Origin of the sequence: Escherichia sp. WS1368, from assembly GCF_046487485.1 — a bacterium.
In the GTDB taxonomy this organism is placed as follows: Bacteria; Pseudomonadota; Gammaproteobacteria; order Enterobacterales; family Enterobacteriaceae; genus Escherichia; species Escherichia coli.
In genome coordinates this window covers 140149-162996 of sequence record NZ_JBJQJI010000002.1, presented here as the reverse complement: position 1 = coordinate 162996, position 22848 = coordinate 140149, and the positions used below count along the sequence as shown (strand labels likewise).

Below are 22848 nucleotides of genomic sequence, written 5' to 3'. Positions count from 1 at the left end.
GTCCTTATAGAGTCGGAACGGCCTGGGCAGCCTGTGCCGGGGCGGAAGTTGGAAGATAGTGTTGTTCGGCGCTCATCGCCCATTGCTGATAGCGGCGATAAAGCTGTTCAAAGCGTTGTGCCTGTTCGCTGCGCGGTTGCAGGGTTTTCTCTACCGCACTGGCCATTTTTTGCTGGGCTGAGGGGATGTCTGCGTGCACTTTCGCGGCGACGGCAGCAAAAATCGCCGCACCGAGCGCACAGCATTGGTCAGAGGCAACAATTTGCAGCGGGCGATTCAGCACGTCGCAGCAGGCCTGCATAATGACCTGGTTTTTCCGCGCGATGCCGCCCAGCGCCATCACGTTATTGACGGCGATCCCCTGATCGGTAAAGCACTCCATGATTGCGCGTGCGCCAAAGGCGGTGGCAGCAATCAAACCGCCGAACAGCAGCGGAGCGTCGGTAGCGAGGTTCAGATCGGTAATCACCCCTTTCAGGCGTTGGTTAGCGTTTGGCGTGCGGCGGCCGTTAAACCAGTCGAGCACCACCGGCAGGTGATCCAGAGACGGATTTTGAGCCCATGCTTCGGTCAGCGCCGGAAGCAGTTGTTTCTGGCTGGCGTTGATTTGCTCTTTCAGTTCCGGATGCTGGGCGGCAAGCTGTTCCAGCGGCCAGCCGAGTACGCGACCAAACCAGGCGTAGATATCACCAAACGCCGATTGGCCTGCTTCCAGACCGATAAATCCAGGCACCACGCTGCCATCAACCTGACCGCAAATACCTTTCACTGCCCGCTCGCCAACGCTCTGTTTGTCGGCAATCAGAATGTCGCAGGTGGAAGTACCGATAACTTTTACCAGAGCGTTAGGCTGTGCGCCTGCACCAACTGCGCCCATATGGCAGTCAAACGCGCCGCCGGAAATCACCACGCTTTCAGGCAGGCCGAGACGCTGCGCCCATTCCGGGCATAAGGTGCCCACCGGAATATCGGCAGTCCAGGTATCAGTGAACAGCGGGGAAGGCAAATGGCGATTGAGGATCGGGTCCAGCTCATCAAAGAAACTGGCTGGCGGCAGGCCGCCCCAGCTTTCGTGCCATAGCGACTTATGCCCGGCGCTGCAACGTCCGCGACGAATATCCTGCGGGCGCGTGGTACCGGAAAGCAGAGCTGGCACCCAGTCGCACAGCTCAATCCACGATGCGGCAGATTGCGCCACGGCGCTGTCCTGGCGAGTTACATGCAGTATTTTTGCCCAGAACCATTCGCTGGAATAAATACCGCCAATATAGCGGGAGTAGTCAACGTTGCCCGGCGTGTGACATAAGCGGGTAATCTCTTCCGCTTCTTCAACCGCGGTGTGGTCTTTCCACAATACGAACATCGCGTTCGGGTTTTCGGCAAACTCCGGGCGCAGCGCCAGGACGTTACCGTCCGCGTCAATCGGTGCGGGCGTCGAGCCGGTTGTGTCAACGCCAATCCCGACCACAGCTGCGCGCTGCTCGGCGCTAAGCTCTGCAAGCACGGTTTTCAGCGCCGCTTCCATTGACTCAATGTAGTCACGCGGATGATGACGGAACTGGTTATTTGGGGCATCACAAAATTGCCCTTTCTGCCAACGGGGATACCACTCTACGCTGGTGGCGATCTCTTCACCGGTGGCGCAGTCCACCGCCAAAGCTCGCACAGAATCACTGCCAAAATCGAGGCCAATTGCAATCGCCATCGTTTCACTCCATCCAAAAAAACGGGTATGGAGAAACAGTAGAGAGTTGCGAAAAAAAGCGTCAGGTAGGATCCGCTAATCTTATGGATAAAAATGCTATGGCATAGCAAAGTGTGACGCCGTGCAAATAATCAATGTGGACTTTTCTGCCGTGATTATAGACACTTTTGTTACGCGTTTTTGTCATGGCTTTGGTCCCGCTTTGTTACAGAATGCTTTTAATAAGCGGGGTTACCGGTTGGATTAGCGAGAAGAGCCAGTAAAAGACGCAGTGACGGCAATGTCTGATGCAATATGGACAATTGGTTTCTTCTCTGAATGGCGGGAGTATGAAAAGTATGGCTGAAGCGCAAAATGATCCCCTGCTGCCGGGATACTCGTTTAACGCCCATCTGGTGGCGGGTTTAACGCCGATTGAGGCCAACGGTTATCTCGATTTTTTTATCGACCGACCACTGGGAATGAAGGGTTATATTCTCAATCTCACCATACGCGGCCAGGGGGTGGTGAAAAATCAGGGACGAGAATTTGTCTGCCGACCGGGTGATATTTTGCTGTTCCCGCCAGGAGAGATTCATCACTACGGTCGTCATCCGGAGGCTCGCGAATGGTATCACCAGTGGGTTTACTTTCGTCCGCGCGCCTACTGGCATGAATGGCTTAACTGGCCGTCAATATTTGCCAATACGGGTTTCTTTCGCCCGGATGAAGCGCACCAGCCGCATTTCAGCGACCTGTTTGGGCAAATCATTAACGCCGGGCAAGGGGAAGGGCGCTATTCGGAGCTGCTGGCGATAAATCTGCTTGAGCAATTGTTACTGCGGCGCATGGAAGCGATTAACGAGTCGCTCCATCCACCGATGGATAATCGGGTACGCGAGGCTTGTCAGTACATCAGCGATCACCTAGCAGACAGCAATTTTGATATCGCCAGCGTCGCACAGCATGTTTGCCTGTCGCCGTCGCGTCTGTCGCATCTGTTCCGCCAGCAGTTAGGAATTAGCGTCTTAAGCTGGCGCGAGGACCAACGCATTAGTCAGGCGAAGCTGCTTTTGAGCACCACCCGGATGCCTATTGCTACCGTCGGTCGCAATGTTGGTTTTGACGATCAACTCTATTTCTCGCGAGTATTTAAAAAATGCACCGGGGCCAGTCCGAGCGAGTTCCGTGCCGGTTGTGAAGAAAAAGTGAATGATGTAGCCGTCAAGTTGTCATAATTGGTAACGAATCAGACAATTGACGACTTGACGGAGTAGCATAGGGTTTGCAGAATCCCTGCTTCGTCCATTTGACAGGCACATTATGCAAGCATTGCTGGAACACTTTATTACCCAATCCACCGTGTATTCATTGATGGCGGTGGTGTTGGTGGCCTTTCTGGAGTCGCTGGCGCTGGTCGGTTTGATTCTACCCGGTACGGTGCTGATGGCGGGGCTGGGGGCGCTGATTGGCAGCGGCGAGTTAAGTTTCTGGCACGCCTGGCTGGCAGGGATCGTCGGTTGCCTGCTGGGCGACTGGATCTCCTTCTGGCTGGGCTGGCGTTTTAAAAAGCCATTGCATCGCTGGTCATTTCTGAAGAAAAACAAAGCACTACTTGATAAAACTGAACATGCGTTGCATCAACACAGCATGTTCACCATTCTGGTCGGTCGTTTTGTTGGCCCGACGCGTCCGCTGGTGCCAATGGTGGCGGGAATGCTGGATCTCCCGGTGGCAAAATTTATTACGCCGAATATTATCGGCTGCCTGCTGTGGCCACCGTTTTACTTCCTGCCGGGGATTCTGGCGGGTGCGGCGATCGATATTCCAGCCGGAATGCAGAGCGGCGAGTTTAAATGGTTGCTGCTGGCGACGGCGGTATTTTTGTGGGTTGGTGGCTGGCTGTGCTGGCGGTTATGGCGCAGCGGTAAAGCAACCGATCGTTTAAGTCATTATTTGTCGCGCGGTCGTTTGTTGTGGCTGACGCCGTTGATTTCTGCCGTCGGTGTAGTGGCGCTGGTGGTGTTAATTCGCCACCCGTTGATGCCGATGTATATCGATATTTTGCGTAAAGTGGTTGGGGGTTAGGGGATAGCCTTGTGCGGGTTGCCTGATGCGACGCTTGCCGCGTCTTATCAGGCCTACAAAACGCACTGTCCGTAGGTCGGATAAGGCGTTCACGCCGCATCCGACAGTGCATACTAACCCGTAATCCCCAATAGTGCCGAAGCACTCGCCTTACCGCTCAACAACTCATCGGTCATACCCTGCCAGGCGATGCGCCCGTCGGCGACCACCACCGAGCGTGTGGCGATCCGCGCCGCATCTTCCACACTGTGCGACACCATCAATAACGTCATTTTTTGCTGCTGGCAGCTCGTGCTCACCAGCGTCAACATCTCCTGACGTAACGCCGGATCGAGCGCAGAGAACGGTTCATCGAGCAATAAAATCGGCTGTTCGCGCACCAGACAACGCGCTAACGCCACGCGCTGTCGTTGACCGCCAGAAAGCTCGCCCGGTAATCGCGCCATTAAATTATCAATCCCCATCTGGCGGGCGATAGCGTGCATTTTCTCCTGCTGTGCCGTGTTCAGCTTCAATCCTGGATTAAGCCCCAACCCGATGTTCTGCGCGACCGTCAGGTGACTGAACAGGTTGTTCTCCTGAAACAGCATCGACACCGGACGGCGTGACGGCGGCGTAGTGGTGTGATCAACGCCGTCGATAGTCAGCGAACCGCTGGCTGGCGTCAGAAAACCGGCGATCAAATTCAGCAGGGTACTTTTACCCGCGCCGCTTGGCCCGAGGATCGCCACCTGCTCGCCGCGTTCCACCGTTAAGCTAAAACGCATCGGCAAATGGTGGTAAAGCCAGGTGATATCAGTCAGTTTTAACATTTCGCCCCGGTAGTTTTTCAATCACAGTAAACAGCAGAAAACAGAGTAGCAGCAGAATTAACGCGGTGACCGCGCCGTCCTGGCTGCGATAGGAGCCAATTTGCTGGTAGAGATAAAACGGCAGGGTACGGAAATCATCGTTACCGAACAACGCCACCACGCCAAAATCACCAATCGATAGCACACAAGCAAAGGCCAGTGCCTGCGCCAGTGGGCGTTTCAGGGCGCGCAGCTCCACCACTTTTAAGCGTGACCAGCCTTCAATGCCCAGCGACTGACACAACATACTGTAACGCGCGGTGATATCGCGCATCGGGTTTTCCAGCACCTTCAGCGCATAAGGGATCGCCATTAACGCATTGGTGAAAATCACAATGCCGTCAGCAGATTGCGGCAGGCCGATAGTGTTGTTGAGCAGTAAAAAGAAGCCCGTAGCCAGCACAATCCCCGGCATGGCGAGGATCAACATGCCGCTCATCTCCAGCGCCTGACCCGCCAGCATTTTTTGCCGCACCCGCAGTTCGCGACTGCTCCATAGCAGCATCATGGTCAGCACTACGCATAATACGCCTGCCGCCAGCGCAATACGCAACGAGGTCCACAGCGCCTGCCACAGCACCGGTTGTGCCAGCACTTCCGGCAACTGGCGATTTACCCCATCGACGATCACCGCCAGTAACGGTGGTAGCAACAGCAGCAGCGCCAGCACAATTAACACCGTGTCGCAAATGCGGCTATGCAGACGATCGTCCGGGTCGCGCCAGCCTTGCAGCAGAGTAGTGCCGGGCGCAATGGCCTTACTCAATCGCTGACTCAACAGCACTAGCCCGAGGCAACACACCATCTGGATCAACGCCAGCATCGCCGCGCGGGCAGGATCGTAGTCGTAACTCAGCGCCTGATAAATAGCCAGCTCGATAGTGGTCGCCTGCGGACCGCCGCCCAGCGACAGCACGGTGGCGAAGCTGGCGAAACAGAGCATAAAGATAAGCGCAGCAACTGGCGGGATTTGTCGCCGTAACCACGGCCATTCGACGAAGCGGAAAAAATGCCAGCCGCGCATCCCAAGCTGGGCGGCAAGCTGACGTTGTTCGCCGGGAATGTTTTCCAGTGCCTGGAGTAATAAGCGGCTCGCCATCGGCAGATTAAAAAACACATGGGCCAGCAAAATGCCTTGCAGGCCGTAGGGCGAAAAGGTCCACTCCAGACCGAGCGATTGGCAGAGCGATGCCAGCCAGCCCTGGCGACCATAGACGCTAAGAATGCCGAAAACAGCAACCAGCACCGGGAGGATCAAGGTCATGGCACACAGACGCAACAGCGCCAGCCGTCCTGGAAAGCGCCTGCGGTAGAGGGCGCGGGCAAGGAATATCGCGGGCACGACAGAGAGCAGCGCCGAGAGAAACGCCTGCCAGAAGGAGAAGCGCACCACATGCCACAGATAGCTGTCCTGCCAGACTGCCACCCAGTCACCCTGCGGCGCGTTCCACCACAGGGCGAGAAACGCCGCCAGTGCAACCGCCACCACAAGCGTAGCGGCGCTTACACCTGGAATTAACCAGCCGGGAATTAATGGCTGACGGCGCGTTGCCATTCGCTAATCCATGCCTGACGTTGTGCCGCCACTTCGGCTGGCGTGAACTCCAGCGTGGTTGCCGGTTTGGTCAATTGTTCAAACCCGGCAGGCAGCGTGACATTTGCCACCGGATACATCCAGTTGCCGGTTGGGATCGCATTCTGGAAAGCCGGAGAAACCATAAACTGGAGGAATTTTTGCGCCAGCTCTGGCTGCTTGCTGGCAGCGGTGCGGGCGGCGACTTCCACTTGCAAATAGTGACCTTCGCTGAAGTTCGCGGTGGCGTAGTTATCTTTCTTCTCTTCGAGAATGTGATAAGCCGGAGAGGTGGTGTAACTCAGGACCAGATCGCTTTCACCTTTTAAAAACAGGCCGTAGGCTTCGCTCCAGCCTTTGGTGACCGTGACCGTTTTCTTCGCCAGTTTCTGCCAGGCTTGTGGGGCGTCATCGCCATAGACTTTTTGCATCCACAACAGCAGACCCAGTCCCGGCGTGCTGGTGCGCGGATCCTGATAAATCACCCGCCAGTTTTGATCGCTCTCAACCAGTTCTTTCAGGCTTTGCGGCGGATTTTTCAGTTTGTTCTTGTCATAGACGAAGGCGAAATAGCCATAGTCAAACGGCACAAAGGTGTCATTTTTCCAGCCGCCGGGAACGTTAACGGCTTCCGCTGCCACACCGCTTTTAGCAAACAACCCGGTTTTGCTGGCGGCGTCCAGCAGGTTGTTATCCAGCCCCAGCACCACATCGGCTTTGCTGTTTTTGCCTTCCATCCGTAGACGGTTGAGCAGCGAAACGCCATCTTCCAGCGCCACCAGTTTCAGTTCGCAATTACAGTCTGCTTCAAAGGCTTTTTTGACCACCGGACCAGGTCCCCAGTCAGCGGCAAAGGAATCGTAGGTATAAACAGTCAGAACGGATTTAGCGAAAACAGGCGCTGTGCACAGCAACAGCAGGGGAAGACATTTTTTTAACACTTTGCACCTCAAAAAAGAGTGGCAAAGGACTTGAGAAGGAGCCTCAAATCCCTTCGCCGGCGTTATCCGGATCAGGTTCGACGGGTATTTTCTCAGCGCACGCGGCTGCGTGGCACCCCGTTGAGAACGGCGTTAGTGTAGTGATTTTGTTATCAACCAGCAATCCATAGAGAAGGTGTATTAAAAAAGCCAATATTCGTTCAGCTATCAAGGACGTATTTGCATAGCTGAAGGGTGTCGATCCGAAAGAATCCCTTAGCTTCAGTCAGAATCGGTAACGTAACAGTTTATTGCGTGAATGAGCGATTTTTGACAGTATTCTTATTCAGGACGCTTATTCTGAGTTTTTAACTCAGAGTGGAGCTATCAGCATGAAAGTAAGAAACCCAGAACAGATTAGTATCCCTGCAAGTAATACCACTAAAGATCCAGGCCTTACTCATTCTCAGATTATCAGGATGGTTAACCTGGTCAAAAAGACCGAGAATATGAATATCTTTGAAGAGCTATGGGAGACGTTACGCAATCTCTTCCGGTCAGATAAACATTCCCAGACTGCGGCAAGGCAAATTCTGAAGGATGCATTTTATTTCCAGAATTGTGATGACTACTCAAAATACTTTACCGGGGCTGTAGATGGGGATGCGCGTGATAAGTTTACCCACTGGCTGATAAATTTTAATAAACTCAAAGAACATGCAATAGATCCGGAAAATATGGCCGCGAAGGCCTCACTCTCGTCAGGAGATACGTTAAGAGTCAGTTTTTTTATTGGAGATGAGGCGATACTTACTCTGGATTTGCAGCTGAAAGAGAGCACCAGTACCGGGTGCATTGATCTGAGTCATGCTTACTTTAACGGGGTTGTCATTTGTGGTATTGACCGTCTCGAGGTTGACCTGAGCAATGCTGAAACGAACAATAGCCGTTGGTATGACTGACCTGCGCGAGGTTAACCTGAAAAAGCTGACCTTTCCGGCCAGAACACGGCTAGGCTGCGCCGTTATTGATTAACTCAGAATATGAAAGAGGGGCTGGAATGCCCCTTCTTTAATCTTATTTGCGACTCTAATCAGACGATGCATAAAACAGAGAAAATATAAAAGTAATGTATTTTATTCATTCCGTCTGAATATAAAAAACGCGCTCATGACCGCCAAAAGGCACAAGCTACTCTGGATCCGGCGGCGCAAACCACGCTGATTTAAAATCGAACCAGCCGAGGGTGTTCATACGCAGACCGCGCATACTGCGTTGCCCCTGAATGATCAGCCAGTGGTGGATAAGTGGCACCATTGCTTTACTGGCGACCAGTTGCTGGCACCAGTTCGCCAGATTCATTTCGCCATTGCGCCAGCGGGCGGCGTCGGCTTGCCAGTCGATCGGAATACAGTGTTGGAGCAGCGGCACCTCGCACAGGTGCGCGAACAGCGAAAAATCCAGCGGCAGCGTAAAGTTGGCGCTGTTAAGCCAGATATCGCTCTCGATCTCTCCTTCATGCCACTGATCGTAGCTGATCTCTTTGATTTCCAGCGTGACCTGGTGACTTGCCAGAATCTGCTGCATGATCCCGGCAATCACTCGATGCTCAATATGATCCTGATAAAAGGTCAGGGTGAGGCTTTCCAGCCCGGCGGGTTTTTCGCAATGTGTCGGACGAGCATGGTGCCAACGTGGGAGCAGTCCATAAGCCGGGAACCACAGTTGCTGGTACTGTTCCTCAGCGAAATAGACCAGATTAGTTGGAGAAAGCACATAGCTTACCCAGTCCCTGACTTGCTGATTCGCCCCGCGATGGGTGCGGTTGTCGAACAGTAAATAGTAGCAACCTTCCTCCAGGCGGCTTTCAATCTCTTTTTCCTCGCCCTGTGGACCTTTTAGCATCAGCCCTCCGGCTGGCTCGTCGGCAATTTCCGGTAGAACCCAGACGTTAACTTCGTCGATTAATGCCCGGTAACCGAAGAAGTCATCGAATGCCTGAATTTTCAGTTGATTGGTGCTGTTGCGGATCACCCCATACGGACCGGTGCCGATGGGATGGCTGGCAAAGTTACTGATGGTTTCCCATTCGCGCGGCAGGATCATCGCCGGAACTTGTCCCAGCAGTAACGGCAACCAGCGGTCCGGCTGCGTGAGGTGGATATCCAGCGTCCAGGGCGTCGGCGATACAATTTCAGCAATATGCGAATAGAGCGGCAGCGTATTGATCCGTTTTAAAGAGGCGATCACATCGTCCATTTCCAGTTCACGACCATGATGAAAATGGACTCCTGGACGCAAAAAGAAACGCCAGTGAAGCGGTGATATTTGCTGCCAGTGGTGGGCTATGTCCGCTTCCAGTTCCCCATTTTCCTCATTTATGCGCGTTAGCGAACTGAAGATTTGCCGGGCGATATGGGTTTCGGAACGACGCAATGCGCTGCCAGGTAGCAGATTACGCAACGGACGATAGTAGAGCACGCGCAGGATGTGCCGCCCCTGGCGGAAGCTGCGGCCCAGATGAGAAACCAGCATTTGCCGCACAGTCGCTTTGTCGCCAACCAACTGCACTAGTTGGTCGATACGATCCTGCTCCAGCAGGTCTTCCGCCCGCTGTTGCTGAAGTGCCAGCCCGGTATAGAGGAAGGTCAGACGCGAGCGTTTACCGCGCCCGACTTCCGCTTCCCACGTCAGCCAGCCGCGATCCTGCATGGTGTTGAGCAGGGTACGCATATGACGACGCGAGCAGCTCAATAACGCTGCCAGTTCGTTGAGCGTCGTGTCCTGCGATTTACCCTCGCAGCATTGCCACAGGCGGATGAACTGTTGTTGCAGACGAGCAGATGGCATAAAAGGGGAACTCCTGCGCAAAAGTCAGCAATTTTATTTTCCCTATATTAAGTCAATAATTCCTAACGATGAAGCAAGGAGGTGCCCCATGCGTCAGTTTTATCAGCACTATTTTACCGCGACAGCGAAGTTGTGCTGGTTGCGTTGGTTAAGCGTCCCACAACGATTAACCATGCTTGAAGAACTGATGCAGTGGGAGGGGAGTCATTCTGGCTACTGATTTGCGGACATCATGTGTGACTGAGTATTGGTGTTAATCGCCACGCCAGCAGTGATTATCTGCTGGCTTTTTTCTTTTTGGCGATTGAGTGCCGGACGGTTTACAAACTAACGCATAAATTCCGGTTGCTTCTCTTCATAAGACGCAATAGCGTCGTCGTGCTGCAGGGTCAGGCCAATGCTGTCCAGACCATTCATCATGCAGTGGCGGCGGAAGGCATCAATGGTAAATCGATAAGTTTTCTCTCCCGCTTTCACCTCTTGCGCTTCCAGGTCCACGTCGAAATAAATCCCCGGATTGGCCTGCACCAGCGCAAACAGTTCGTCCACTTCTGCGTCGCTTAATTTCACCGGCAGCAGCTGGTTGTTAAAGCTGTTGCCGTAGAAGATGTCAGCAAAACTCGGGGCAATCACCACTTTAAAACCGTAATCGGTCAATGCCCACGGCGCGTGCTCACGCGAGGAACCGCAGCCGAAGTTTTCCCGCGCCAGCAAAATGGAAGCGCCCTGATACTGCGGGAAGTTCAGCACGAAGTCCGGGTTTGGCTGTTGGCCTTTTTCATCCAGAAAACGCCAGTCGTTAAACAGATGCGCGCCAAAACCTGTACGGGTCACTTTCTGCAAAAACTGTTTCGGGATGATTGCATCGGTATCGACATTGGCGGCATCCAGCGGAACCACCAGGCCTGTGTGTTTGATAAATTTCTCTGCCATGGTGTGCTCCTTATTTAATGTTGCGAATGTCGGCGAAATGTCCGGTCACAGCAGCAGCGGCAGCCATTGCCGGGCTGACCAGATGGGTGCGCCCTCCACGCCCCTGGCGGCCTTCAAAGTTACGGTTGCTGGTGGAGGCACAACGCTCACCCGGATTCAGGCGATCGTTGTTCATCGCCAGACACATTGAGCAACCTGGCAAGCGCCATTCAAAACCGGCTTCAATAAAGATTTTGTCCAGACCTTCCGCTTCCGCCTGGGCTTTTACCGGGCCAGAGCCGGGAACCACCAGTGCCTGCACGCCTGGCGCGACTTTCCGCCCTTTGGCGATTTCAGCCGCCGCGCGTAAATCTTCAATACGCGAGTTAGTGCAGGAACCGATAAACACTTTGTCGATAGCCACTTCTGTCAGCGGAATACCCGGTTTCAGCCCCATATAGGCCAGCGCTTTTTCTGCCGACGCGCGTTCAACCGGATCGGCAAACGAAGCCGGATCGGGAATATTGTCGTTCACGGAAATCACCTGACCTGGATTGGTGCCCCAGGTGACCTGCGGTGAAATTTCTTCTGCCTGCAAAGTCACAACGGTATCGAAAGTTGCGCCTTCGTCGGTTTGCAGGGTTTTCCAGTAGGCAACGGCGTTGTCGAAATCTTTGCCTTTCGGCGCATGCAGACGGCCTTTGACATAGTTAAAGGTAGTTTCGTCCGGTGCAACCAGACCGGCTTTCGCGCCCATTTCGATTGCCATATTGCACAGGGTCATACGACCTTCCATGCTTAAATCACGGATTGCTTCGCCGCAAAACTCCACCACATGCCCGGTGCCGCCTGCGCTGCCAGTTTTACCGATAATTGCCAGCACGATATCTTTTGCGGTAATGCCCGGCGCGGCTTTGCCCTGGACTTCAATTTTCATGGTCTTCGCACGACCCTGTTTCAGGGTTTGCGTTGCCAGTACGTGTTCAACTTCGGAAGTGCCGATACCAAAGGCCAGTGCGCCAAACGCGCCGTGGGTGGCGGTATGCGAGTCGCCGCAGACAATAGTCATCCCCGGCAATGTGACGCCCTGTTCCGGCCCCATTACATGGACGATCCCCTGATACGGGTGATTCAGGTCATACAGCTCGACGCCAAACTCTTTGCAGTTTTTGATCAGCTCCTGCATCTGGATGCGCGCCATTTCACCGCAGGCATTAATGTCTTTCGTCTGGGTAGAGACGTTGTGATCCATGGTGGCGAAGGTTTTGCCCGGCTGACGTACCGGGCGACCGTGGGCGCGCAGACCATCGAACGCCTGCGGTGAGGTCACTTCATGCACCAGGTGGCGGTCGATATATAACAGCGGGGTTTCGTTTTCGGCTTCGTACACTACGTGAGCGTCGAACAATTTTTCGTATAACGTCTTAGCCATGATTACACCCCTTCTACCACATAGCGGGCAATGATATCGCCCATTTCATTGGTACTAACGGCGGCAGCGCCACGGGCTAAATCTCCGGTGCGAATGCCTTCTTCTAATGCGCGGTTAATGGCGCGTTCAATGGCGGAAGCCGCATCATCGGCATCCAGGCTGTAACGCAGCAGCAGTGCCAGCGACAGGATTTGTGCAATCGGGTTGGCGATGTTTTTGCCTGCGATATCTGGTGCGGAGCCGCCTGCCGGTTCATACAGACCAAAACCTTGTTCGTTCAGGCTGGCGGAAGGCAACATCCCCATTGAGCCAGTGATCATTGCGCACTCGTCAGACAGAATGTCGCCAAACAGGTTGGAGCACAGCAGGACGTCAAACTGTGATGGATCTTTAATCAGCTGCATGGTGGCGTTGTCGATGTACATATGCGCCAGTTCGACATCCGGGTATTCCGTGGCGATCTCGTTAACGATCTCCCGCCATAAAATAGAGGATTGCAGCACGTTGGCTTTGTCGATAGACGTCACTTTATGGCGACGTTTACGAGCAGATTCAAACGCGATGCGGGCGATACGTTCAATCTCAAAACGGTGATACACCTCGGTATCAAACGCTTTTTCATATTGTCCGCTACCTTCGCGGCCTTTTGGCTGACCGAAATAGATGCCGCCGGTCAGTTCGCGCACACACAGGATGTCGAAGCCGTTAGCGGCAATGTCAGCACGCAGCGGACAGAATGCTTCCAGCCCCTGATACAGTTTTGCCGGACGCAGATTGCTGAATAATTTGAAGTGTTTACGCAAAGGCAACAGTGCGCCGCGTTCTGGTTGCTGGTCTGGCGGCAAATGTTCCCACTTCGGACCACCTACCGAGCCAAACAGCACGGCATCGGCTTGCTCACAACCTTCAACCGTCGCAGGCGGCAGCGGCTGCCCGTGGTTATCAATGGCTGCGCCGCCTACATCGTAATGGCTGGTGGTGATACGCATCGCAAAGCGGTTGCGCACGGCATCCAGCACTTTCAGCGCCTGGGTCATCACTTCCGGACCAATACCGTCCCCCGGCAATACGGCAATATGGTAATTCTTCGACATCACACGGTTTCCTTGTTGTTTTCGTTGTGTTGAGCTTTGCGTTGCAACTCTTTTTCGACTTCTGTGGCACGCCAGATATTGTTAAGTACGTGCACCATGGCTTTGGCGGAGGACTCGACAATATCGGTGGCCAGGCCGACGCCGTGGAAGCGGCGACCATTGTAGTTGGCGACAATATCCACCTGACCCAGCGCATCTTTACCGTGGCCTTTGGCGGTCAGGCTGTACTTCACCAGTTCGACGTTATAGTCAGTGATGCGGTTTATCGCCTGATAGACGGCATCGACCGGACCGTTACCGTTGGCGGCTTCTGCTTTGACTTCTTCGCCGCAGGCCAGTTTGACGGCGGCAGTGGCAATATCGTTAGAGCCAGACTGCACGCTGAAGTAATCCAGACGGAAATGCTCCGGCTCTTCTTGCTGCTTACCGATGAAGGCCAGTGCCTCCAGATCGTAATCAAACACCTGACCTTTTTTGTCCGCCAGCTTCAGGAAGGCATCGTACAAATTGTCTAAATTATATTCACTTTCTTTATACCCCATCTCATCCATGCGGTGTTTTACTGCCGCACGTCCCGAACGAGAGGTCAGATTCAGCTGGATTTGGTTCAAACCAATAGATTCTGGTGTCATGATTTCGTAGTTTTCGCGGTTTTTCAGCACACCATCCTGATGAATACCGGAGGAGTGTGCGAATGCGCCGCTGCCAACAATGGCTTTGTTTGCCGGGATCGGCATATTACAAATCTGGCTAACTAATTGGCTGGTGCGCCATATTTCCTGGTGATTAATGGCGGTATGAACGTTGAGAATATCCTTACGAACTTTGATCGCCATGATCACTTCTTCCAGGGAACAGTTACCGGCACGCTCGCCGATCCCGTTCATTGCACCTTCCACCTGGCGTGCACCGGCATGTACCGCCGCCAGTGAGTTTCCGACCGCCAGGCCCAAATCGTCGTGGGTATGTACGGAAATAATGGCTTTGTCGATGTTGGGTACGCGTTCATACAGCCCGCTGATGATTCCGGCGAACTCAAATGGCATGGTGTAGCCCACGGTGTCCGGGATGTTGATGGTGGTGGCACCGGCATTAATCGCCGCTTCGACCACTCGCGCCAGATCGGCAATTGGGGTGCGTCCGGCATCTTCGCAAGAAAATTCAACATCATCGGTGTAATTACGGGCGCGTTTCACCATATAGATAGCGCGTTCGATCACCTCGTCCAGCGTGCTACGCAGCTTGGTGGCAATGTGCATTGGCGAAGTGGCAATAAAGGTATGAATCCGGAAGGCTTCGGCGACTTTCAGAGATTCGGCCGCCACGTCGATATCCTTTTCCACGCAGCGAGCTAACGCGCATACGCGGCTGTTTTTAACCTGGCGAGCGATGGTTTGCACTGATTCAAAATCACCCGGCGAAGAGACGGGGAACCCGACTTCCATCACGTCAACACCCATACGCTCAAGGGCCAGCGCAATTTGCAGTTTTTCTTTCACACTCAAGCTTGCCTGTAACGCCTGTTCACCGTCGCGCAATGTGGTATCGAAAATAATGACTTGCTGGCTCATGGTTTGGGTCCTTGTCTCTTTTTGAGCGCCTCGCTTCGGGCATAAAAAAACCCGCGCAATGGCGCGGGTTTTTTGTTTGACTGCGTGCTGGCTTAATGCTGGATGCCGCTCACTCGTCTACCGCGCAAAGAAGATGCGTTTAGTAGTAGTAGACCGATAAAGCGAACGATGTGAGTCATTAAATCAGCTCCAGATGAATGCGATATGCTTTTAGAGTTACTGGATACAAAAACGGATGTCAACCCTGACGTAATAAAAACGTCCCGCCAGCATGAGTTCTGCATCCGTCAAATTAGCTAATTGTGCTGCGGTGGTTAAAACAAGCGATATTAATTTCTGCTTAACCACCGCCGCTTTTCATCGGTTGACATATTTCAGAATAAATTTTTGCATCTAATCGACGAGGGAAAGGGGGATAAAATGCACGCGTTACGAAACCTATCCTGATGATTTGTATTGAATTATATGTTTTGCGAATTTTTTGATATTGATTTGGTGAATATTATTGATCAATTAATGTTAAGGATTAATGCATTAAACATATAAATTAATTATTAAAAAAGCACATTTAATCCATTTTGTGGATGATTGAGTATTCGCGGTAGTTATGATTAGATTGTTTTCGCAACAAAAACATTATGGATTATTATGCTGTGGTAAATGACGCTTTCCACGGCAATGGATTCTGTTTTTATAAGAACCCGTATCTTTATGTTTTCCTAATTTTACTCATTTTCCTTTTTCTTATTTTATATGCATGATAAATCATATTCTCGAGGATTATTTCTCTGCATTCCAATAAGGGAAAGGGAGTTAAGTGTGACAGTGGAGTTAAGTATGCCAGAGGTACAAACAGATCATCCAGAGACGGCGGAGTTAAGCAAGCCACAGCTACGCATGGTCGATCTCAACTTATTAACCGTTTTCGATGCCGTGATGCAGGAGCAAAACATTACCCGTGCCGCTCATGTTCTGGGAATGTCGCAACCTGCGGTCAGTAACGCTGTTGCACGCCTGAAGGTGATGTTTAATGACGAGCTTTTTGTTCGTTATGGCCGTGGTATTCAACCGACTGCTCGCGCATTTCAACTTTTTGGTTCAGTTCGTCAGGCATTGCAATTAGTACAAAATGAATTACCAGGTTCAGGCTTTGAGCCTGCCAGTAGTGAACGTGTATTTCATCTTTGTGTCTGCAGCCCGTTAGACAGCATTCTGACCTCGCAGATTTATAATCACATTGAGCAGATTGCGCCAAATATACATGTTATGTTCAAGTCTTCATTAAATCAGAACACTGAACATCAGCTGCGTTATCAGGAAACGGAGTTTGTGATTAGTTATGAAGACTTCCATCGTCCTGAATTTACCAGTGTGCCATTATTTAAAGATGAAATGGTGCTGGTAGCCAGCAAAAATCATCCAACAATTAAAGGCCCGTTACTGAAACATGATGTTTATAACGAACAACATGCGGCGGTTTCGCTCGATCGTTTCGCGTCATTTAGTCAACCGTGGTATGACACGGTAGATAAGCAAGCCAGTATCGCGTATCAGGGCATGGCAATGATGAGCGTACTTAGCGTGGTGTCGCAAACGCATCTGGTCGCTATTGCGCCGCGTTGGCTGGCGGAAGAGTTCGCTGAATCCTTAGAATTACAGGTATTACCGCTGCCGTTAAAACAAAACAGCAGAACCTGTTATCTCTCCTGGCATGAAGCTGCCGGGCGCGATAAAGGCCATCAGTGGATGGAAGAGCAATTAGTCTCAATTTGCAAACGCTAACTGAATGCAGAATAGGTCAGACATCAATGTCTGGTTTATTCTGCATTTTTTATTGAATGTAGAATTTTATTCTGAATGTGTGTGCTCTCTATTTTAGGATTAATTAAAAAAATAGAGAAATTGCTGTAAGTTGTGGGATTCAGCCGATTTATTATCAATTTAATCCTCTGTAATGGAGGATTTTATCGTTTCTTTTCACCTTTCCTCCTGTTTATTCTTATTACCCCGTGTTTATGTCTCTGGCTGCCAATTGCTTAAGCAAGATCGGACGGTTAATGTGTTTTACACATTTTTTTCCGTCAAACAGTGAGGCAGGCCATGGAGATGTTGTCTGGAGCCGAGATGGTCGTCCGATCGCTTATCGATCAGGGCGTTAAACAAGTATTCGGTTATCCCGGAGGCGCGGTCCTTGATATTTACGATGCATTGCATACCGTGGGTGGTATCGATCATGTTTTAGTTCGTCATGAGCAGGCGGCGGTGCATATGGCCGATGGTCTGGCGCGCGCGACCGGGGAAGTCGGCGTCGTGCTGGTAACGTCGGGTCCAGGGGCGACCAATGCGATTACTGGCATTGCCACCGCTTATATGGATTCCATTCCATTAGTTGTCCTTTCCGGGCAGGTAGCGACCTCGTTGATAGGCTACGATGCCTTTCAGGAGTGCGACATGGTGGGGATTTCTCGCCCGGTGGTTAAACACAGTTTTCTGGTTAAGCAAACGGAAGACATTCCGCAGGTGCTGAAAAAGGCTTTCTGGCTGGCGGCAAGTGGTCGCCCTGGGCCCGTGGTCGTTGATTTACCCAAAGATATTCTTAATCCGGCGAACAAATTACCCTACGTCTGGCCGGAGTCGGTCAGTATGCGATCTTACAATCCCACGACCTCCGGGCATAAAGGGCAAATTAAGCGTGCTCTGCAAACGCTGGTGGCGGCAAAAAAACCGGTTGTCTATGTAGGCGGTGGGGCAATCACGGCGGGCTGTCATCAGCAGCTAAAAGAAACGGTGGAGGCGTTGAACCTGCCCGTTGTTTCCTCATTAATGGGGCTGGGGGCGTTTCCGGCAACGCATCGTCAGGCACTGGGCATGCTGGGAATGCACGGCACCTACGAAGCTAATATGACGATGCATAACGCGGATGTGATTTTTGCCGTCGGGGTACGTTTTGATGACCGAACGACGAACAATCTGGCGAAGTACTGCCCAAATGCCACGGTTCTGCATATCGATATTGATCCTACTTCCATTTCTAAAACCGTGACTGCTGATATCCCGATTGTGGGGGATGCTCGCCAGGTCCTCGAACAAATGCTTGAACTCCTGTCGCAAGAATCCGTCCATCAACCGCTGGATGAGATCCGCGACTGGTGGCAACAGATTGAACAGTGGCGCGCTCGTCAGTGCCTGAAATATGACTCTCACAGTGAAAAGATTAAACCGCAGGCGGTGATCGAGACTCTTTGGCGGTTGACGAAGGGAGACGCTTACGTGACGTCCGATGTCGGGCAGCACCAGATGTTTGCTGCGCTTTATTATCCATTCGACAAACCGCGTCGCTGGATCAACTCTGGCGGCCTCGGCACGATGGGTTTTGGTTTACCTGCGGCACTGGGCGTCAAAATGGCGTTGCCAGAAGAAACCGTGGTTTGCGTCACGGGCGACGGCAGTATTCAGATGAACATCCAGGAACTGTCTACCGCGTTGCAATACGAGTTGCCGGTACTGGTAGTGAATCTCAATAACCGCTATCTGGGGATGGTGAAACAGTGGCAGGACATGATCTATTCCGGCCGTCATTCACAATCTTATATGCAATCTCTACCCGATTTCGTTCGTCTGGCGGAAGCCTATGGTCACGTCGGGATCCAGATTGCTCATCCGCAAGAACTGGAAAGCAAACTTAGCGAGGCGCTGGAACAGGTGCGTAATAATCGCCTGGTGTTTGTTGATGTCACCGTCGATGGCAGTGAGCACGTCTACCCGATGCAGATTCGCGGGGGCGGAATGGATGAAATGTGGTTAAGCAAAACGGAGAGAACCTGATTATGCGCCGGATATTATCAGTCTTACTCGAAAATGAATCAGGCGCGTTATCCCGCGTGATTGGCCTTTTTTCCCAGCGAGGCTACAACATTGAAAGCCTGACCGTTGCACCAACTGACGATCCGACATTATCGCGTATGACCATCCAGACCGTGGGCGATGAAAAAGTGCTTGAGCAGATCGAAAAGCAATTACACAAGCTAGTCGATGTATTACGCGTGAGCGAGTTAGGGCAGGGCGCGCATGTTGAGCGGGAAATCATGCTGGTGAAAATTCAGGCCAGCGGCTACGGGCGTGACGAAGTTAAACGTAATACGGAAATATTCCGTGGGCAAATTATTGATGTCACACCCTCGCTTTATACCGTTCAATTAGCAGGCACCAGCGATAAGCTTGATGCATTTTTAGCATCGATTCGCGATGTGGCGAAAATTGTGGAAGTTGCTCGCTCTGGTGTAGTCGGACTTTCGCGCGGCGATAAAATAATGCGTTGAGAATGATCTCAATGCGCAATTTGCAGCCCAACATGTCACGTTGGGCTTTTTTTGCGAAATCAGTGGGAACCTGGAATAAAAGCAGTTGCCGCAGTTAATTTTCTGCGCTTAGATGTTAATGAATTTAACCCATACCAGTACAATGGCTATGGTTTTTACATTTTACGCAAGGGGCAATTGTGAAACTGGATGAAATCGCTCGGCTGGCGGGAGTGTCGCGGACCACTGCAAGCTATGTTATTAACGGCAAAGCGAAGCAATACCGTGTGAGCGACAAAACCGTTGAAAAAGTCATGGCTGTGGTGCGTGAGCACAATTACCACCCGAACGCCGTGGCAGCTGGGCTTCGTGCTGGACGCACACGTTCTATTGGTCTTGTGATCCCCGATCTGGAGAACACCAGCTATACCCGCATCGCTAACTATCTTGAACGCCAGGCGCGGCAAAGGGGTTATCAACTGCTGATTGCCTGCTCGGAAGATCAGCCCGACAACGAAATGCGTTGTATCGAGCATCTTTTGCAGCGTCAGGTTGATGCCATTATTGTTTCGACGTCGTTGCCACCTGAGCATCCTTTTTATCAACGCTGGGCTAACGACCCGTTCCCGATTGTCGCGCTGGACCGCGCCCTCGATCGTGAACATTTCACCAGCGTGGTTGGTGCCGATCAGGATGATGCCGAAATGCTGGCGGAAGAGTTACGTAAGTTTCCCGCCGAGACGGTACTTTATCTTGGCGCGCTGCCGGAGCTTTCTGTCAGCTTCCTGCGTGAACAAGGTTTCCGTACTGCCTGGAAAGATGATCCGCGCGAAGTGCATTTCCTTTATGCCAACAGCTATGAGCGGGAGGCGGCTGCCCAGTTATTCGAAAAATGGCTGGAAACGCATCCGATGCCGCAGGCACTGTTCACAACGTCGTTTGCGTTGTTGCAAGGGGTGATGGATGTCACGCTACGTCGTGACGGCAAACTGCCTTCTGACCTGGCAATTGCCACCTTTGGCGATAACGAACTGCTCGACTTCTTACAGTGCCCGGTGCTGGCAGTGGCTCAACGTCACCGCGATGTCGCAGAGCGTGTGCTGGAGATTGTCCTGGCAAGCCTGGACGAACCGCGTAAGCCAAAACCTGGTTTAACGCGCATTAAACGTAATCTCTATCGCCGCGGCGTGCTCAGCCGTAGCTAAGCCGCGAACAAAAATACGCGTCAGGTGAATTTCTCTCTGGCGCGTTGAGTACGGGAATGGACATCAATATCCTTAAAGTAAATAAGACTATTCCTGGCTATTATTGATAAATGCTTATAAACCTGCCCGTTAATTACCTCACCAGATGAAATTCACAATAATTAAGTGATATCGATAGCGCGTTTTTGCATTATTTTGTTACATGCAGAGATGAATTGCCGATTTAACAAACACTTTTCTTTGCTTTTGCGCAAACCCGCTGGCATCAAGCGCCACACAGACGCAACAGGGACTGTTAACCGGGGAAGATATGTCCTAAAATGCCGCTCGCGTCGCAAACTGACACTTTATATTTGCTGTGGAAAATAGTTAGTCATTTTAAAACGGTGATGACGATGAGGGATTTTTTCTTACAGCTATTCATAACGTTAATTTGCTTCGCACGTTGGACGTAAAATAAACAACGCTGATATTAGCCGTAAACATCGGGTTTTTTACCTCGGTATGCCTTGTGACTGGCTTGACAAGCTTTTCCTCCGCTCCGTAAACTCCTTTCAGTGGGAAATTGTGGGGCAAAGTGGGAATAAGGGGTGAGGCTGGCATGTTCCGGGGAGCAACGTTAGTCAATCTCGACAGCAAAGGGCGCTTATCAGTGCCTACCCGTTATCGGGAGCAGCTGCTTGAGAACGCTGCCGGTCAAATGGTTTGCACCATTGACATTCATCACCCGTGCCTGCTGCTTTACCCCCTGCCTGAATGGGAAATTATCGAGCAAAAATTATCGCGTCTGTCGAGCATGAACCCGGTTGAGCGCCGTGTGCAGCGCCTACTGTTAGGTCATGCCAGCGAATGTCAGATGGATGGCGCAGGTCGATTGTTAATCGCGCCAGTACTGCGGCAACATGCCGGGCTGACAAAAGAAGTGATGCTGGTTGGACAGTTCAACAAGTTTGAGCTGTGGGATGAAACAACCTGGCATCAACAGGTCAAGGAAGATATCGACGCAGAGCAGTTGGCTACTGGAGACTTATCAGAGCGACTGCAGGACTTGTCTCTATAAAATGATGGAAAACTATAAACATACTACGGTGCTGCTGGATGAAGCCGTTAATGGCCTCAATATCCGTCCTGATGGCATCTACATTGATGGGACTTTTGGTCGCGGTGGTCACTCACGTCTGATCCTCTCGCAGCTTGGCGAAGAGGGGCGTTTGCTGGCGATCGATCGCGACCCGCAGGCTATCGCCGTTGCGAAGACTATTGATGATCCGCGCTTCTCCATCATCCACGGACCTTTCTCCGCGCTGGGCGAATATGTTGCCGAGCGCGATCTTATCGGCAAGATCGACGGCATTCTCCTCGATCTTGGCGTCTCTTCACCGCAACTTGATGATGCTGAACGCGGCTTTTCCTTTATGCGCGATGGTCCGCTGGACATGCGTATGGACCCAACCCGTGGGCAGTCAGCCGCTGAATGGCTACAAACCGCAGAAGAAGCCGATATCGCCTGGGTATTGAAAACCTATGGTGAAGAGCGTTTTGCCAAACGCATTGCCCGCGCCATTGTCGAGCGTAACCGCGAACAGCCGATGACCCGCACCAAAGAACTGGCGGAAGTCGTGGCTGCCGCTACGCCGGTGAAAGATAAGTTTAAACATCCCGCGACCCGGACCTTCCAGGCGGTGCGCATTTGGGTAAACAGTGAACTGGAGGAGATAGAGCAGGCGCTAAAAAGCTCGCTCAACGTGCTGGCCCCGGGTGGGCGGCTTTCGATCATCAGCTTCCACTCGCTGGAAGACCGTATTGTGAAACGTTTTATGCGTGAAAACAGCCGCGGTCCGCAAGTTCCGGCAGGGTTACCGATGACTGAAGAGCAGCTCAAAAAACTGGGTGGCCGTCAGCTGCGAGCACTAGGCAAGTTAATGCCGGGCGAAGAAGAGGTGGCTGAGAACCCTCGTGCCCGTAGTTCAGTTCTGCGTATTGCAGAGAGGACGAACGCATGATCAGCAGAGTGACAGAAGCTCTAAGCAAAGTTAAAGGATCGATGGGAAGCCACGAGCGCCATGCATTGCCTGGTGTTATCGGTGACGATCTTTTGCGATTTGGGAAGCTGCCACTCTGCCTGTTCATTTGCATTATTTTGACGGCGGTGACCGTGGTAACCACGGCGCACCATACCCGTTTACTGACCGCTCAGCGCGAACAACTGGTGCTGGAGCGAGATGCTTTAGACATTGAATGGCGCAACCTGATCCTTGAAGAGAATGCGCTCGGCGACCATAGCCGGGTGGAAAGGATCGCCACGGAAAAGCTGCAAATGCAGCATGTTGATCCGTCACAAGAAAATATCGTAGTGCAAAAATAAGGATA

23 protein-coding genes and 1 riboswitch are annotated in these 22848 nt (G+C 52.1%); of the genes, 12 read left to right on the top strand and 11 right to left on the bottom strand.

Annotated features, from left to right (window positions below; translation table 11 throughout):
- Positions 1-4: 4 nt before the first annotated feature.
- Positions 5-1705 carry a ribulokinase gene (gene araB / locus ACJHYD_RS06445; protein ID WP_000951847.1) on the bottom strand — a complete coding sequence of 567 codons (1701 nt, stop codon included), beginning with the start codon at positions 1703-1705 and terminating at the stop codon, positions 5-7.
- Between the two features lie 338 nt (positions 1706-2043).
- Here araB and araC point away from each other — a divergent pair, with 338 nt between their 5' ends.
- Together araC and ACJHYD_RS06435 are read left to right on the top strand one after the other, a co-directional pair.
- A complete protein-coding gene (gene araC / locus ACJHYD_RS06440; RefSeq protein ID WP_001300811.1) occupies positions 2044-2922 on the top strand; it encodes an arabinose operon transcriptional regulator AraC in 879 nt (292 codons plus the stop codon).
- Positions 2923-3007: 85 nt separating this feature from the next.
- On the top strand, positions 3008-3772 hold the full coding sequence (locus ACJHYD_RS06435; protein ID WP_001550593.1) for a DedA family protein: 765 nt from the start codon (positions 3008-3010) through the stop codon (positions 3770-3772).
- 113 nt (positions 3773-3885) lie between these two features.
- Here ACJHYD_RS06435 and thiQ read toward each other — a convergent pair whose 3' ends face one another.
- The 3 genes from thiQ to thiB are packed head-to-tail and all read right to left on the bottom strand — an operon-like array spanning position 3886 to position 7137.
- The gene (thiQ, locus tag ACJHYD_RS06430; protein ID WP_001550594.1) at positions 3886-4584 is read right to left on the bottom strand and encodes a thiamine ABC transporter ATP-binding protein ThiQ; all 699 of its coding nucleotides are present in this window, start codon (positions 4582-4584) and stop codon (positions 3886-3888) included.
- The gene (thiP, locus tag ACJHYD_RS06425) at positions 4568-6178 is read right to left on the bottom strand and encodes a thiamine/thiamine pyrophosphate ABC transporter permease ThiP (protein WP_001550595.1); all 1611 of its coding nucleotides are present in this window, start codon (positions 6176-6178) and stop codon (positions 4568-4570) included. The genes thiQ and thiP overlap by 17 nt, the downstream gene beginning before the upstream one ends.
- Positions 6154-7137 (bottom strand): thiamine ABC transporter substrate binding subunit, encoded by a 984-nt coding sequence (gene thiB / locus ACJHYD_RS06420; RefSeq protein WP_001550596.1) that lies wholly within the window; start codon positions 7135-7137, stop codon positions 6154-6156. Before thiB ends, thiP begins: the two co-directional genes overlap by 25 nt.
- A 30-nt stretch (positions 7138-7167) precedes the next feature.
- Positions 7168-7267, bottom strand: a riboswitch (TPP riboswitch).
- 241 nt (positions 7268-7508) lie between these two features.
- On the opposite strand from thiB, the gene espY2 reads away from it, so the two are divergent.
- On the top strand, positions 7509-8078 hold the full coding sequence (gene espY2 / locus ACJHYD_RS06415) for a T3SS effector EspY2 (protein WP_001550597.1): 570 nt from the start codon (positions 7509-7511) through the stop codon (positions 8076-8078).
- A gap of 229 nt (positions 8079-8307) precedes the next feature.
- Here espY2 and sgrR read toward each other — a convergent pair whose 3' ends face one another.
- Positions 8308-9966 (bottom strand): DNA-binding transcriptional regulator SgrR, encoded by a 1659-nt coding sequence (gene sgrR / locus ACJHYD_RS06410; RefSeq protein WP_001550598.1) that lies wholly within the window; start codon positions 9964-9966, stop codon positions 8308-8310.
- Positions 9967-10054: 88 nt separating this feature from the next.
- Here sgrR and sgrT point away from each other — a divergent pair, with 88 nt between their 5' ends.
- Positions 10055-10186, top strand: a complete 132-nt coding sequence (gene sgrT / locus ACJHYD_RS06405; RefSeq protein ID WP_001248769.1) for a glucose uptake inhibitor SgrT — start codon at positions 10055-10057, stop codon at positions 10184-10186.
- A gap of 107 nt (positions 10187-10293) precedes the next feature.
- Here sgrT and leuD read toward each other — a convergent pair whose 3' ends face one another.
- The 5 genes from leuD to leuL all read right to left on the bottom strand — a co-directional run bounded on the left by leuD (position 10294) and on the right by leuL (position 15154).
- Complete coding sequence (leuD, locus tag ACJHYD_RS06400; RefSeq protein WP_000818239.1) at positions 10294-10899, bottom strand: 3-isopropylmalate dehydratase small subunit; 606 nt, start codon at positions 10897-10899, stop codon at positions 10294-10296.
- Positions 10900-10909: 10 nt separating this feature from the next.
- Positions 10910-12310, bottom strand: coding sequence for a 3-isopropylmalate dehydratase large subunit (gene leuC, locus ACJHYD_RS06395; RefSeq protein WP_001140665.1), 1401 nt, complete (start codon positions 12308-12310; stop codon positions 10910-10912).
- Positions 12311-12312: 2 nt separating this feature from the next.
- The gene (gene leuB, locus ACJHYD_RS06390; protein WP_000042358.1) at positions 12313-13404 is read right to left on the bottom strand and encodes a 3-isopropylmalate dehydrogenase; all 1092 of its coding nucleotides are present in this window, start codon (positions 13402-13404) and stop codon (positions 12313-12315) included.
- On the bottom strand, positions 13404-14975 hold the full coding sequence (leuA, locus tag ACJHYD_RS06385; RefSeq protein ID WP_000082847.1) for a 2-isopropylmalate synthase: 1572 nt from the start codon (positions 14973-14975) through the stop codon (positions 13404-13406). The genes leuB and leuA overlap by 1 nt, the downstream gene beginning before the upstream one ends.
- A gap of 92 nt (positions 14976-15067) precedes the next feature.
- Positions 15068-15154, bottom strand: coding sequence for a leu operon leader peptide (gene leuL / locus ACJHYD_RS06380; protein ID WP_001300467.1), 87 nt, complete (start codon positions 15152-15154; stop codon positions 15068-15070).
- A 658-nt stretch (positions 15155-15812) separates the two neighbouring features.
- Between leuL and leuO the strand changes: the two genes are divergently transcribed.
- Positions 15813-16757 (top strand): transcriptional regulator LeuO, encoded by a 945-nt coding sequence (gene leuO / locus ACJHYD_RS06375; RefSeq protein ID WP_001115472.1) that lies wholly within the window; start codon positions 15813-15815, stop codon positions 16755-16757.
- Positions 16758-16911: 154 nt separating this feature from the next.
- Here leuO and ACJHYD_RS06370 read toward each other — a convergent pair whose 3' ends face one another.
- Positions 16912-16956, bottom strand: a complete 45-nt coding sequence (locus ACJHYD_RS06370) for a protein YabR (RefSeq protein WP_120795371.1) — start codon at positions 16954-16956, stop codon at positions 16912-16914.
- Positions 16957-17075: 119 nt separating this feature from the next.
- On the opposite strand from ACJHYD_RS06370, the gene ilvI reads away from it, so the two are divergent.
- The 7 genes from ilvI (at position 17076) to ftsL (ending at position 22843) form a co-directional block, all read left to right on the top strand.
- Complete coding sequence (ilvI, locus tag ACJHYD_RS06365; protein ID WP_001550599.1) at positions 17076-18800, top strand: acetolactate synthase 3 large subunit; 1725 nt, start codon at positions 17076-17078, stop codon at positions 18798-18800.
- Between the two features lie 2 nt (positions 18801-18802).
- Positions 18803-19294 (top strand): acetolactate synthase small subunit, encoded by a 492-nt coding sequence (ilvN, locus tag ACJHYD_RS06360; RefSeq protein ID WP_001252744.1) that lies wholly within the window; start codon positions 18803-18805, stop codon positions 19292-19294.
- A gap of 11 nt (positions 19295-19305) precedes the next feature.
- Positions 19306-19392: a fruR/shl operon leader peptide gene (locus ACJHYD_RS06355; RefSeq protein WP_001303787.1), complete on the top strand. Its 87-nt coding sequence runs from the start codon at positions 19306-19308 to the stop codon at positions 19390-19392.
- A gap of 81 nt (positions 19393-19473) precedes the next feature.
- A complete protein-coding gene (cra, locus tag ACJHYD_RS06350; protein WP_000762401.1) occupies positions 19474-20478 on the top strand; it encodes a catabolite repressor/activator in 1005 nt (334 codons plus the stop codon).
- Positions 20479-21079: 601 nt separating this feature from the next.
- A complete protein-coding gene (gene mraZ / locus ACJHYD_RS06345; RefSeq protein ID WP_001295770.1) occupies positions 21080-21538 on the top strand; it encodes a division/cell wall cluster transcriptional repressor MraZ in 459 nt (152 codons plus the stop codon).
- Between the two features lies 1 nt (position 21539).
- On the top strand, positions 21540-22481 hold the full coding sequence (rsmH, locus tag ACJHYD_RS06340; RefSeq protein ID WP_000970479.1) for a 16S rRNA (cytosine(1402)-N(4))-methyltransferase RsmH: 942 nt from the start codon (positions 21540-21542) through the stop codon (positions 22479-22481).
- Positions 22478-22843 (top strand): cell division protein FtsL, encoded by a 366-nt coding sequence (ftsL, locus tag ACJHYD_RS06335; RefSeq protein WP_000625658.1) that lies wholly within the window; start codon positions 22478-22480, stop codon positions 22841-22843. Before rsmH ends, ftsL begins: the two co-directional genes overlap by 4 nt.
- The last annotated feature ends 5 nt before the right edge of the window (positions 22844-22848 follow it).